At 56.7% G+C, this 12,927-nt stretch carries 9 protein-coding genes; 4 read left to right on the top strand and 5 right to left on the bottom strand.

The features are described from left to right. Positions 1-129 precede the first annotated feature (129 nt). The 4 genes from EYD00_RS21180 (at position 130) to EYD00_RS21195 (ending at position 4,692) form a co-directional block, all read left to right on the top strand. A complete protein-coding gene (locus EYD00_RS21180) occupies positions 130-678 on the top strand; it encodes a cupin domain-containing protein (protein WP_004438580.1) in 549 nt (182 codons plus the stop codon). A gap of 616 nt (positions 679-1,294) precedes the next feature. Further along, the gene (locus tag EYD00_RS21185; RefSeq protein ID WP_004438583.1) at positions 1,295-1,975 is read left to right on the top strand and encodes a sugar transferase; all 681 of its coding nucleotides are present in this window, start codon (positions 1,295-1,297) and stop codon (positions 1,973-1,975) included. A 184-nt stretch (positions 1,976-2,159) separates the two neighbouring features. After that, complete coding sequence (locus EYD00_RS21190; RefSeq protein WP_034498244.1) at positions 2,160-3,416, top strand: polysaccharide biosynthesis/export family protein; 1,257 nt, start codon at positions 2,160-2,162, stop codon at positions 3,414-3,416. Between the two features lie 7 nt (positions 3,417-3,423). Next, the gene (locus EYD00_RS21195) at positions 3,424-4,692 is read left to right on the top strand and encodes an O-antigen ligase family protein (RefSeq protein WP_034498243.1); all 1,269 of its coding nucleotides are present in this window, start codon (positions 3,424-3,426) and stop codon (positions 4,690-4,692) included. Here the strand turns inward: EYD00_RS21195 and EYD00_RS21200 are convergent. From EYD00_RS21200 to EYD00_RS21220, 5 genes are all read right to left on the bottom strand, one after another. Continuing rightward, positions 4,689-5,183, bottom strand: a complete 495-nt coding sequence (locus tag EYD00_RS21200) for a hypothetical protein (RefSeq protein WP_004438593.1) — start codon at positions 5,181-5,183, stop codon at positions 4,689-4,691. The genes EYD00_RS21195 and EYD00_RS21200 overlap by 4 nt on opposite strands. Before the next feature lie 85 nt (positions 5,184-5,268). Beyond that, positions 5,269-6,627, bottom strand: coding sequence for an HlyD family type I secretion periplasmic adaptor subunit (locus EYD00_RS21205; RefSeq protein ID WP_022563651.1), 1,359 nt, complete (start codon positions 6,625-6,627; stop codon positions 5,269-5,271). 8 nt (positions 6,628-6,635) lie between these two features. Further along, positions 6,636-8,843, bottom strand: a complete 2,208-nt coding sequence (locus EYD00_RS21210; protein WP_022563652.1) for a type I secretion system permease/ATPase — start codon at positions 8,841-8,843, stop codon at positions 6,636-6,638. A gap of 68 nt (positions 8,844-8,911) precedes the next feature. Then, the gene (locus tag EYD00_RS21215; RefSeq protein ID WP_034498241.1) at positions 8,912-10,933 is read right to left on the bottom strand and encodes a hypothetical protein; all 2,022 of its coding nucleotides are present in this window, start codon (positions 10,931-10,933) and stop codon (positions 8,912-8,914) included. 148 nt (positions 10,934-11,081) lie between these two features. After that, positions 11,082-12,047 (bottom strand): hypothetical protein, encoded by a 966-nt coding sequence (locus EYD00_RS21220; protein WP_006698576.1) that lies wholly within the window; start codon positions 12,045-12,047, stop codon positions 11,082-11,084. Positions 12,048-12,927 lie beyond the last annotated feature (880 nt).

A 12,927-nucleotide genomic window follows, 5' to 3' on the forward strand; every position in this document is an offset into this window, starting at 1 on the left:
TGGCCGACGATTGAAAGCTATTTTCTTCACCGAACAAGCCCTTTTCTCCATGTGGCGAAGTGATTGAAAATACTGTAAGCGTGAAGACGGGTTTTCGATATTTCGAACAACGGCAACGGGGGCGACGGGATGTCGGTGGATATAGGGGGACGTTTGCGCCATCTGCGGCTGCGCCACAATATTTCCCAACGGGAACTGGCAAGGCGTGCTGGTGTCACTAATTCTACGATTTCCCTGATCGAATCGAACACCTCGAACCCCTCCGTGGGCGCGCTGAAACGCATTCTGGATGGCATACCGATAGGGTTGGCCGAATTTTTCGCCTTTGAGCCCGAGACGAGCCGTAAGGCTTTTTACCGGGCGGACGAGCTGGTTGAAATTGGCAAGGGCCCGATCTCGTTTCGCCAGGTGGGCGAGAATGTCTTCGGCCGTAGCCTGCAGATACTGAAAGAGTGCTACCAGCCCGGCGCCGATACCGGCAAGGTGCCCTTGGTCCATGATGGCGAAGAAGGCGGCATTATCCTTTCAGGGCGACTGGAGGTGACGGTGGACGAGGAGAGGCGAGTGCTCGGCCCGGGTGATGCCTATTATTTCGAAAGTCGAAGGCCACATCGCTTCCGCTGCGTCGGACCGGTGGCCTGTGAGGTCATCAGCGCCTGCACACCGCCGACCTTCTGATTCCCCAAATTAGGGCCTGGAACCACCTCCAGGACAGGCTCGAAGGACTGCGTTCAAAAAAAGAGGCCGTCAGCTATGCGGTTTTTGCGTGGCTGCCATGACAATAATGCAGTTTCTCGCCACTCTTTTGCCGCCTTTGCCGCCTTTTAGCGATTTTTCTATCGCTTTTTCTTGGCGAGGTGCAGGTAGGGGGCAAAAAATCCCAGCCAATATGTCAAATTTTATATGCATTGCCACAATCTTGCTGCGCCGCAAAAAAATTTAATAGTCTGTTATATGCCGCGCTGTTCTTAACGTTCCTGTCTCATCTCGCCAAGTTATAAGAAACACATAAGAAAAGGCGATCGCTTGCACAAAAACCAATACATGCGACGGCGTCACCCATGCTCTCAAGACATGGCGTCCAGCACATTTGTTGCTTTTTTATGCAACTGTTAATATTGCCCGGACGTTGATCGGCCGCTCACGCAAGAAATCGCATAGACGGTTATGGGCAAAGTGCCTTACAAAAAATCCATTAGCATCAAATTCCGAACACAGACTTGTTATCTCCTTTAGACGGAAAGACGCGCCTCCGGGCACCGACCAATCGCAAAACATAAATGGAGTTCTCTCTATGAAGTCCGCGACCCAATCGGCTGAACAGACACTCAGCAGCTCCGAAGATTTCGATGTCAGTTTCCCTATCGGGGGCATCGCAAAACGCAGCTTCGATATGACATCGGCTGCTCTTGCGCTGCTCATCTTCAGCCCGATATTCCTGCTGATCGCCGTTCTGGTGAAGATGTCCGACCCCGGTCCGATCTTTTATGGTCACCGTCGTGTGGGACATAATGGCCGCTATTTCCATTGCCTGAAATTCAGGACGATGGCGATGAACGGCGATGAGATCCTGCGGCAATATCTTGCCGCCAATCCGGAGGCCGCCGAGGAATGGCGGGCTACCCGCAAGCTCAAGAACGATCCGCGTGTTACGGCCGTTGGCGCCGTGCTGCGCAAGCTCTCCCTTGATGAATTGCCGCAGCTCATTAACATCCTTCGTGGTGAAATGAGTGTGGTTGGTCCGCGTCCCGTCGTGGACGAGGAGCTGAGCTACTATGAAAGCGCTGCCGCCTATTATCTCAGCACCCGCCCGGGTCTGACCGGCCTGTGGCAGATCAGCGGCCGTAACGACGTGTCTTACAAGACCCGCGTTGCCTTCGACACACAATATGTCCAGAACTGGTCGATGCGGCAGGATGTATTCATCATCGTCAAGACCATTCCCGCCGTGTGCTTGTCACGCGGAAGCTACTGAAAACCGATATTGAGTTCGGCTATATCGATCTTCGCTTCGACACGCACCCTGACCGGGATCCCAAGTCCGGTCTTCGGGTGCGTCATTGGTGCTAATCATACCGGCCGCTTCTTGCGGCGCCGCCTTGCCGGTCGCGCGACGGCCTGATCGCCTGTATGGCGATCCGCTAACAGGGAGTTTCCCGATGAACGGCTTTTCCGCCGCCCACCGCCCGTTTGTGGCCCTCGTTCTTGCTGCTACCGTCGCTTTTTCCGCGCCGCTTTCCGCAATGGCTGCGGATGGCGCTCAATATAAGCTCGGTACCGCGGACAAGCTGCGTATCCGCGTTGCCGAATGGCAACCGGCCGACGGCAGCATCCGCAACTGGGATGTCATCAACGGCGACTATTCCGTCGGGCCCTCCGGTACGCTGTCCTTGCCCTTCATCGGTCAGCTCGACGTCGCAGGCAAGACGCCTTCCGAGGTGAGCGACCAGATCGGTGCTCAGCTTCAGAGCAAGTTCGCCCTCCGCAACCTGCCTTCGGCCTCCGTGGAGATCGCCCAGTTCCGGCCGATCTTTCTGAGTGGCGATGTGCAGACACCGGGTGAATATCCCTATGCCCCCAACATTACGGTGCTGAAGGCTGTCAGTCTTGCAGGCGGCTTGCGGAGGTCCGACGCCGGACAGCGTTTTGCCCGCGACTTCATCAATGCACGTGGTGACGCCGCGGTCTATGATAACCAGCGGGCAAGGCTGCTTGCCCGCCAGGCGCGGTTGATCGCCGAGGTAAAGGGCGATCAGACGATTACCAAGACGCCGGAGATGGAAAAGATCGCCGAGATCGACACGCTTCTCGCCAGCGAAAGCGCGCTGATGAAATCGCGGACCGAGCGTTATACACTTCAGCTCAAAGCGCTGACGGACTTGCACGCGCTTTTGCAGAGCGAAGTCGAATCCCTGAAGAAAAAGTCCGAAACGCAGAACCGGCAGCTTCAACTCGCCAATGAAGACCGCGACCGCGTCAACAGGCTGAACGAGCAAGGCCTTGCCTTGTCGCAGCGGCGCATTTCGGCAGAAGAACGTGCGGCCGAGGTGGAATCCACCCTCCTCGATATCGACACGCAGTCGCTGCGCGCAAAACAGGATATCAACAAGGCAACCCAGGACGAGATCAACCTGCGCAACGACTGGGTGGCGCAGCGCTCCAAGGAGTTGCAGGATACGGAAGCGGAACTCGACAAGCTCAATCTGCAGCTGACCACCAGTCGCGAACTGATGTCGGAGGCACTGGCGCAATCGGCCGAGGCGATCCGCTTCGATCCATCGGGTAAGTCCGCGACGATAAGCTATGTCGTGGTGCGTGAAGAAAACGGCAAGCCGAAGGAGTTGAAAGTCGATGAAAATGCCTTGCTTCAGCCCGGCGACGTCATCAAGGTCTCTTCCAAAATCCTGATGCAGTGAGGTTTCAATGCGGATCGCCAAGTCGGCGCTGATCGATCCCGAACGCAATGAGATTTATGGAATGACGGCCGTTGCGCTGTCATTCTTCGTCTTCGCCTATTCGTCGCGTTTCGGGCAAGTCTCGGTTCTGGCCTATTATGGCATGTGGTTGCCGTTAGTGGCGGTCGACTACCGGCGCGTGCTCGGCAATTATCCACGTTACCTGTGGATTTTCGCCTTCAGCATTCTTACCGTCCTGTCCAGCTTCTGGTCGGAGGCGGTGTCTGTAACCATGCGCGCCTCCATTCAATACCTTACCCATATCGTCTGCGCGCTGGTTGCCATGCGCGTGATTTCAATCCGCACCCTGACGCGGGGCGCTCTGATTGGCATAGGCGTCGTCCTGCTCTATTCGCTTCTGTTCGGCATCTATCTTTTTGACGCGCTTGATGGGACCTACAGTTTCGTCGGTGCCTTCTCATCCAAAAACCAGCTCGGTTTCTATGCGTCGCTGGGCGTCATTTTTGCTGCCTCGTCTGTGCTGGTACTGAAGCAAAGGGGCATCTGGCTGCCGATTGCAGGCGTGACGGGACTCTTGTCGGCCTATAGTCTCATCGCATCCCAATCTGCCACCTCCGCCATCACCACCGCGGCCGTTGTCGCCCTCATCATCGGTTTTATCCCGATCGGGATGCTTTCGCCCGCAAACCGTAAAATGATGTTTTTTGCTCTCGGCGGTCTCGGAGCACTGCTTGCGGTGGCTTCGCTGCAATTCGGTCTGTTAGATGCCATTCTCGGTGTCTTCGGCAAGGATTCGACGCTGACCGGCCGAACCTATCTCTGGCAGCAGGGCATAGAGGCTGCAAAGCAGGCTCCGATCCTGGGGGTCGGCTATCAGGGATTCTGGGTCGCAGGGTTTGCCGATGCCGAACGGTTGTGGAACGACTTCTTCATCACCGGCCGCAGCGGCTTCCATTTCCACAATACCTATATCGAGACAGTGGTGGAAAACGGCTTTGTCGGCATGATCCTGTTGGGCATGGTGCTTTACGGCACGCTGCTGGGGCATCTGAGATCGGTGCTGATGCGTCGAAGCGACCCGCAGGGCGTTATCCTTTTTGCGATTTGCGCGCTGTTCGTGGTGCGATCCTTCGTGGAGATTGACATCATCTTCCCCTATCAGATCGGTTCGTTCCTGCTTTATTTCGCGGCCGGAAAACTTTGCCTTCCGGTAAAGGCGGCGCGGAACGGTGAGACTCACCCCGCGATCGGCATGAGGCTGCAGACCAGACCCTAGAGATAATCCGCCGAGACATGTGGACTGGCGTGAATGAAGCTCCACATGTCCTTACTGACCTCGACAATGTCGGCGATTGATTTTTCGAGCTGGCCGATTTCCTTTTCGTCCATGCGCTCGACCTTGCCGTAGCGGACCTGGCTGTCATCTTCCACCAGACGCATCAGCTGGGTGCTGGCGATATCGCCCTTTTCGTCAAAAGAATAGATGCAGTGATTGTATTTGTTGCGCGTCTTCGCTTCCCTCTTCAGCCGCGCCATGATGGAGAGGACAGTCTTCCGGTCCTTCGCGTCGGTGGAGGGAAGCTTTGCCAGGCGTTCGATGAGATCCATGCGCGCCCGCGTGGTGTTGAGGGTGAGGAACACAACGATGGCAGCCTCCTTGTCCACTTTCAAAAGGTGGACGATCAGATAGATCATCAGGCTCTCGGTGTTGGTCCACACATAGTTCAGCCTGCCGACCAGCAGCAATACATCCGACATCGCCGCCATGACGCTTCTCCTGCCCCGACAAAACATCCTTCGACATCATATGCCGACTGCCGCGGAAAAGACAGGGTAGGTTACTGATATTTCTTCATCTTTCCTTGAAAGCACGGGACATGCTGTCAGCGATCGGCTTGGTCAGATATTCGAAGAAAGTACGCTCCGAAGTCTGGATCAATACGTCGGCCGGCATGCCCGGCACCGGGTGGAAATTATGGACCTTGGCGATTTCCTCATCGGGCACCTGCACGCGCACGATATAAACATCCTTGACCTGCAGACCGGCGTTCTCCTCGATGCTGTCGGCGGAAACATAAAAAACCTTGCCGTTCAGGACCGGCGTGGTGCGGCGGTTGAGCGCTGAAAGACGGATCGCTGCCGTCTGGCCCTCGTGCAGCTGGTCAATCGAGGTTCTGAGCACCTGCGCCTCGAGGATCAGCGGAACATGGGCTGGCAGGATTTCCATGATCGGCTTGCCTGTCGTGATGACGCCGCCGGGCGTGTGATAATAAGCGCGCACGACAGTTCCGTTGACGGGGGAGCGGATGACGGTGCGCTCCAGCACTTCGGCGGCCCCACGGACCTGTTCGCGCACGCTGTCAAGATCGGACTCCGCCGTCTCCAGCGCGTCAAGCGCCGCCTGCTTGTTGGCGTTGACTGCAATGATCGCTTCCTGCTTGAATTTGGCGATTTCCGCTTCGCTCTGGTTCATTTCGCCGCTCAGACGGGCAATGTCTCCCATCGCATCGGCAATGGCGCGCTCCAGCGCCAGCATGTCGGTCTTGCGGATGACACCATCCTTGGCCAGCCTATCCTTGGAATCGCGTTCCTGTGTGAGAAGCGCGAGTTGCCGGTCAAAGGACTGCTTCTGCCCGTCATAACCCGCATAACGAAACTCCAGCGACCTGATGTTCTTCTCGATCAGGTTCAACTGCTCTTCGAGCTTGATGAGTTTGCTATGGAACACGATGTTCTGGCTCTGGATGATGGCGTTGATATCCGGATCGCCGGCTTCCTTCATGACGATGTCTGGCACCTTGAAGCTCTTTGCGCCCTGCGCTTCGGCGCGCAGGCGCGTGACGATGGTCTCAAGCCGAAGCCGCCGCAGCTGCAACATGCGTTCGTTGGCGAGCGCCGTCGTCTTGTCGAGTGTGAGCAGCACGTCGCCTACCTTGACCGTGTCGCCTTCGCTGACCATCATCTCCTTGATGATGCCACCTTCCAGATGCTGCACGACCTTGTTATTGCCGGTGGCGACGAAGCTGCCCTGGGCGATGATGGCGGAGGAGAGCGGCGCGGTGCCAGCCCAGTAGCCGAACCCGCCGAAGGAGGCGAGCAGCACGGCAAGACCGATCGAGCTGTGCAGGCGGATTGAGCGCGGTACCTCGCTGTACCATTCCAGCTGACCCTGTGGTTTGACTTCGGCAATGGCGTTCTTTTTCCTGAACATGACGATCCTCAACCCTCGATCTGCGGGGACTGGCTGGCCTGGCGGCCATTGCCGGAGAGCGCTTTCAGCACGTCCATCCTTTCGCCGAACATGGCGACCGACCCGTCCTTCAGCACCATGATCTTGTCGACGCATTGCAGAAGCGCCGGCCGCTGGGTGATTGTGACAGTGGTGATGCCCTGTCTTTTGGCGTGCAGCAGAGCCTTGGCCAGGGCCTGCTCACCCTGGGTGTCGAGATTTGAGTTCGGTTCGTCCAGTACCACGAATTTGGGGTCGCCGAAGAAGGCCCGAGCAAGTGCGATACGCTGTTTCTGCCCGCCGGAAAGTGGTGCGCCATCGGCGGCGACCACGGTTTCATAACCCTGCGGGAAACCGGCAATCAACTCGTGAACGTCGGCCAGAACTGCGGCCTCATAGATTTGCCTGTCCTCTATATCGTCGCGCATGCGGCAGATATTGGCTTTGATGGTGCCCGGGAACAATTGCACGTCCTGCGGCAGATAACCGATGCTTTCCCCGAACTGCCGCTGGTCCCAGTTGCGCAGGTCCATGAGATCGAGACGGACATTGCCCGATGTAGGCAGGATGGAGCCGACCAGCATTTTGCCAAGTGTCGTCTTGCCGGAGCCGGAATTGCCGATGATGGCAAGCGATTCACCCTTTTTCAGCGAAAAAGAGATACCGTTCAGGATCACTTTCTTCTGCGGCGGCGGTACGAAGAGAATGCGCTCAACATCCAGGCGTCCTTCCGGATTGGGAAGGCGCAGGCGCGGGAAATTGAGCGGTGAGCTGATGAGGAGCTGCTTGATGCGGCCATAGGAGGCGGCCGATTTGTTGAACTGGTGCCAGCCCTCGATCGCTCCTTCAATGGGCGCGAGCGCACGGCCCGAGACGATGGAGGCCGCAATCACCATCCCGCCTGTCAGCTCGCCGGAGAGCGAAAGATGCGCGCCCCAGCCGAGAAGCGCAACCTGTGTGATCATACGCGCGGCCTTGGACACGCCAGAGAACATGATGTTTCGATCCTGTGCGGCCACATGCGATTTCAGCGAGCCCGCCGTTTCGCGGCCCCACATTTTTACCGCTTCGGGGATCATGGCGAGCGCGTTGATGATCTGCGAATTGCGCGACATGGAATCGAGATGGAAATTGGCGCGGCTCAGATAACCCGAGGCTTCGGAGAATTGCCGTGCGGTGAAGCGCTGGTTCAGCCAGGCGATGGTGAACAGCACGGCGCAGCAGACCATGATGATAATACCGAGATGCGGATGGACCAGATAAACCACCACGATGAAGAGCGGCATCAGCGGCGCATCGAGAAAAGCGATAAGGGTTCCCGAGGTGAGGAATGAGCGCAATTGCTGTAAATCCTGCAATATCTGGTAATCCTTGCCGCTGCCATGCAGGGAGGCTCGTGCGGCGGCAGACAGGATGGGAGCGCCGAGCTGGACCTCGAGCTCCACAGCGGTACGCATCAGGATGAAGCGGCGGATGGCATCCATGAAAGCCTGCAGCAGTACCGCTCCGAGAACCGCGACCGTCAGCATCACGAGCGTATCCATCGAGCGGCTCGTCAGCACGCGGTCCGAAATCTGAAACAGATAAAGGGGTATGGCGAGAAGCAGGACGTTGATGGCGACGGTGAACAGCATCACCACAATCATGTTGCGGCGTACCGCGGCGATACCCTTGGCAAGGCTTGCAGCGAAATTGATGGGTTCGCTGCGTTTATGAAAGCCGCTCTGGCTGCTGCCACCGCCGCCGCCACCGCCGCCATTGCCCGTTGGCTCCTTGCCATCGCCGCCACCGCCCGTCGCCGGGCGGCGTTCGGTTTCACGGATCGGACCGTCATTGTTGTCGATAGTCTTGACGAAGGGGAGGTCGGGCGCGCTCTTCAGTTCTGCATTGTCGATCTTGGCTTTGGGGGCAGGTCGCGACGCGGGGTGTGGCTCCTGCTGTGGTGCGGGGTTTCCCGCTGGCATATCCCGCAATGTGCCGGATTGCGGAGTCGTAGGCGAGGGCGGTGGGGCCACCTCCGGAGAGGGCGGGGTTGCCCTAGCGATCTGTTCCGCACCCGACAACTGGCGAAGGTTCTCTACGGCTTCATTGATGGCTGAGATACAGGCGTCTGTCAGCTTGCTGTCTTCCGCGTCCTGATCCAGCGGTAAATCCAGCGAGCGTCCATCCGCAATCGTTCTTCTTGAAATATGATCCATTTTTATCGGTCCCCTCGGTGATCTTGCGGCTTTTGCGGTTACGCAGGCGGAACTACCGCCGGCAAAACCTACGCGGTGACCGCTTGCATGACGTCGGATGAGTGAGCATTGGACCACGACAGGTCGTGCCCGGCATTGATGACGCCGTCGGATTCGTTTTCGATGGTGGCGGGATCGTCGTGAAGAAAGGCGATGACCTCGTTGGCAAGTTGGCCCGGTTGCGCCGGCTGCGACGTATCGTTTTCGATGATGCCGCCCTGTATCAGAATGGCGTCGGAATAAACGCCGCCGGCAACATAGGTGGTGGAACCGAAGCTGTCGTAATCAATGATCTGCGCGAGATTGATGACGGCATTGCTGCCGGTATCGATATGGACGTCGGTATTCTCGTTGTTTTCGAGCACCTTGGCAGCGGCCTGGGTAACGTCGTCGGAATCGCCGAGCACACTCACCTGCTTGATGATGCTGACATCGTAGAGATTGCCGGTGATGTAGAGCACGTTCAGTCCCTGATAGCCGGCAAAATTGCTGTCATGCGCAAGTGCATCCGGCATGTTCGGATCGCGCTCATTGATCGCGGACACCGTCTGCGCCATGTAGTCGGGCATCGTTTCGAAACGGTCGTTGGACCCGACGTTATAGATGGAGGCATCATTCCAAAGGAGATTGTTGCCGGATTGAATAGTGGCGCCTCCCGGTGCATCGGGATTGGCGCGGGCCCAGTCATTGTCGTAAAGCACGGCGATCTGGCTGATGAGGTTCATGTCCAGCACATTGCCGCCAACGATGATGAGGTCATACTGCATTCCGATGCCGAGGAAATTCGCAATATTGAGTGCGGCATTTCCCCCTGTCAAAAGACTGACGCTCGCACCGGATGTCGTGATCATCATCGTGTCGTTGTCGCTGACGAACTGGTATTGTTCGATCCAATGCACGAAGGAAACGTCACCCTCCAATACGCTGACGCGCCACGCGGTGGGGAAAATCGGCATTTCGCCGGTTTCAGGGCTCTCCGTCGCCGTATTTTCCGCGCCGGGGAAAACGCTGCGTTCGAAGTTGGCGATGTTATAGGCGGCCGTGTCGGCCTGATCCTCGGAACGGGTGAAAACGGAAGCGATTTCGTCCCTGTCGCTATAGATATAGGCCTGGGTGATCGCATCGATCTGGTGGTAGTCACCCATTACGGCGGTGACGGAGGTCATGACGGCGGTGTTGACCAATGTGGCGACGTTGGCGACGACATTGGCGCCTGCGGCCACATCGAGACTGTTGCCGGCGGGACTTTCTTCATGCAGCGCAACGTCACTTCGTTCCGGTTCTTCCGGAGGCTTGGCAATGCCGCGATCCGGCATGTAGTCGTCCAGCGCCGGCTTCTCAGCGGCGGCAACGCCATTGATATAAAGACCATTGATGTCGTTGCCGGCCAGGACGAAATCCTGATCTGCGCCGGTCCCGAGTGAGGTAACGTCGTTGTCTCGGGCGTGCTCGATATAATCATGCGCGGTCTTGGCGAGAGCCTGCAGCGCATCATAGCTGTCGGTGCGCTGGAAACCGGAAAAAGGGGTGAAGACGGACGCTTCGTTGTAGAATTCGACTGTACGTTCAGTGACGAAGCTGGTGTTGCGGGCCACGTTGGGGCCGTCCGTCATATTCAGATAATCATCGTCCTGAAGAATATTCACCTGCGCGATATGGGCGACAACCGAGCCTGGGCCGGTATGAATTACCAGCTCACGTTCGTCCTCGAAGGAAAGGCGACCTGGAAAGCGGAAATTCGCAGCGGAAATATCGACCGGTATCGAATTCGCAAACTGCTGCATGTCATGTTCGACCGTGCGTGCGAAATGCGGCGGGAGATAATCGAAGTCGTAATAGCCTGCATGGTACTTGACGCCAGGATCGTAGTCCTGAAGTGCAACGTCATAGTTCTTGTCGAGCAGCCTTGCCGCTTCCTCTTCCGGCAGTTGCTCAGGCCCGGAACGTGCGGGGCCTTCACTATAGTTGTTTCGCAGACGCGCTTCTTCGGCCATCGTGTCGAACAGGCCGATGAAATGCGCGATCATGTCTGAAATCTTGTCAATATGCATTGGAGGTCCCTCCCCGATCATTGCGGTACGTCACAGATGTCGGGCGGCACACGTCTTGAAGCGGTGCTTCTTTGTCGCCGGGCCTGTCTATGAACCGCAAACTGCACCGGCGGACGCCGGTGCAGCTCTTTTCGTCAAGAGATGGTTGTCAGGAGTGATCCTCACCGACGTCCGAGACACTGGAGTTGCCCCCTGTGACCGTGACGTCAACGGCATTGGAGAGCATGTTGGCGCCCTGCACCAGCTCCAGATGGAAGCCGGAATTTGCAAGGATTGCCGATGCGTCGGCCGTGCTGGTGCCTGCTGCGTCGTCGCCGGCCTTGAGATCCCATCCCTTGCCGTCGATGCCTTCTGCGCCATAGGCGTCGCCTGCATTGGCGCTCAGGTGGTTTTCGGCGCCACCGTTCTGCATCTTGATGTCGTAAGCCTCATCCTGATCCGCCAGGTGGTTGGCCTGCACGAGGCTGAAGCCCGTGTCGTTGCCGTCACCGTTGAGCGAGTCGTTGAGGATGCTGTCGACATCCAGGGTAAAGGAGAAGTCGTCACCCAGATTGAAGGTGAGGTCTCCGCCGGCGATGCCGAGATTGCCGACATCCTTGACGCCCGTGATGTTGCCGAAGTCGTCATCCGACTTGTAGAAACTGTCCGAGGAGTTGAAGCTGTCGGTGGTTGTCGAGACCTTGGTGGAGGTGTCGTTGTCGGAATAGGAGAACGTCTTGTTGTCCGTATCCGTAATCGTCTTCACGTTGGTGTCGTTGTCGCTGTACGACTTGCTTTCATAGCTCCAGTCGTAATCGGTCTTGATTTCGGTGCTGGTTTCGGTGCTCGTCTTGGTCGTCGTGTCGTTATCGCTGTACGACTTGCTGTCATAGCTCCAGTCATAGTCGTTATCGCGATTGTCACCATTGCCGACTGCAACATCGATCTTGGCATCAACATCCACATTGGTGCTGTTATCGCTATTGTCGTTGTTGCGGTTTTCACCGTTCGCGGTGCCGACGTTGCTGTCTTCCACCTTGGCGTCATTGGTAGACGTGTTGGCAAAACCATCGGAAAGCGCGCCGATCTTGGTGATATCGTCGTCGCTGCCAGCGGATTTGTGATCATAACCCATTTCGATTTCCTCCGAAAAAGCTCGGAGCAGCTTTCGAAATCCCTCTCATCTCAAATGGGATTTTTTCGCGCTTGCTCCGGATAGCATGAAGATTGATGTTTTGCAGATGGACTCGGTTACGCATCATCTGCGGTTCGGTATTGGCCCGTGGACGGGCTCTTTTTGTTCAGCCCTTGTGCGCTACTCGGTAAAAAAGGGCGCACAAATCCGTTCCTCGCTCCAGCAGGGGAGCGCGGTGGCTTCGTCTTTTCGCTTGCATGTTTTCTTGAAAAGGGTCCGGCGCTCTCAAACACACGTCAAGGCCGGGAGTGTCTTTCCATCAGCCGCCGTTCAGCGACGGTTAGACTGTGCCGCAGAAAAATTGCGCTTCCTAGATATCAATTTGGGCTAAACCTATCGGCGTTCCACCCGGATATATACGTCGCAAGCGGTTGTCCTGCGCATCGTTCGCCGGTTCATTCTCGAAAAAAACGCCGCTTCGGCAGGGCAGAGCGGCTGTTTCGTGAAACATGGTTTATTTCGGTAGAGAGAGGTCCCCATCCCGAAAAGGCACAGGCTTTGGCATGTGCAGCAGGCGAGCTATGTTGAGCGATATCAACTGGAAGTTACATTTCGTCGGAACGCAAAACCAGCACGAAAGCTTTTCCGATATATTTGTTTTTACGCAGGTTCCGGGATCACTGATTCTGATCCGGCTTAACCTATTTTGTATGTCAATTGTAAAAAATAACCCGTTTGGGCCATTTATTTACACAGCTTTTCGTATTAGCGTGTACGAATTAACGGGTTATTAATAATAGTTGACATGACATGAAGCGGAGAATCGCCTCCAAGTTTTAAGGGGTAAGTCGCCGGGCGGATGACAGACTGCGCAACCAAA

The sequence above is a fragment of the Agrobacterium sp. 33MFTa1.1 genome (assembly GCF_004328495.1).
In the GTDB taxonomy this organism is placed as follows: domain Bacteria; phylum Pseudomonadota; class Alphaproteobacteria; order Rhizobiales; family Rhizobiaceae; genus Agrobacterium; species Agrobacterium pusense.

Coding starts and splice junctions, on each gene's coding strand:
- EYD00_RS21195 (WP_034498243.1), top strand. CDS start 3,424: ATGCGGATCGCCAAGTCGGCGCTGATCGATCCCGAACGCAATGAGATT.
- EYD00_RS21220 (WP_006698576.1), bottom strand. CDS start 12,047: ATGGGTTATGATCACAAATCCGCTGGCAGCGACGACGATATCACCAAG.
- EYD00_RS21200 (WP_004438593.1), bottom strand. CDS start 5,183: ATGGCGGCGATGTCGGATGTATTGCTGCTGGTCGGCAGGCTGAACTAT.
- EYD00_RS21185 (WP_004438583.1), top strand. CDS start 1,295: ATGAAGTCCGCGACCCAATCGGCTGAACAGACACTCAGCAGCTCCGAA.
- EYD00_RS21215 (WP_034498241.1), bottom strand. CDS start 10,933: ATGCATATTGACAAGATTTCAGACATGATCGCGCATTTCATCGGCCTG.
- EYD00_RS21210 (WP_022563652.1), bottom strand. CDS start 8,843: ATGGATCATATTTCAAGAAGAACGATTGCGGATGGACGCTCGCTGGAT.
- EYD00_RS21190 (WP_034498244.1), top strand. CDS start 2,160: ATGAACGGCTTTTCCGCCGCCCACCGCCCGTTTGTGGCCCTCGTTCTT.
- EYD00_RS21205 (WP_022563651.1), bottom strand. CDS start 6,627: ATGTTCAGGAAAAAGAACGCCATTGCCGAAGTCAAACCACAGGGTCAG.
- EYD00_RS21180 (WP_004438580.1), top strand. CDS start 130: ATGTCGGTGGATATAGGGGGACGTTTGCGCCATCTGCGGCTGCGCCAC.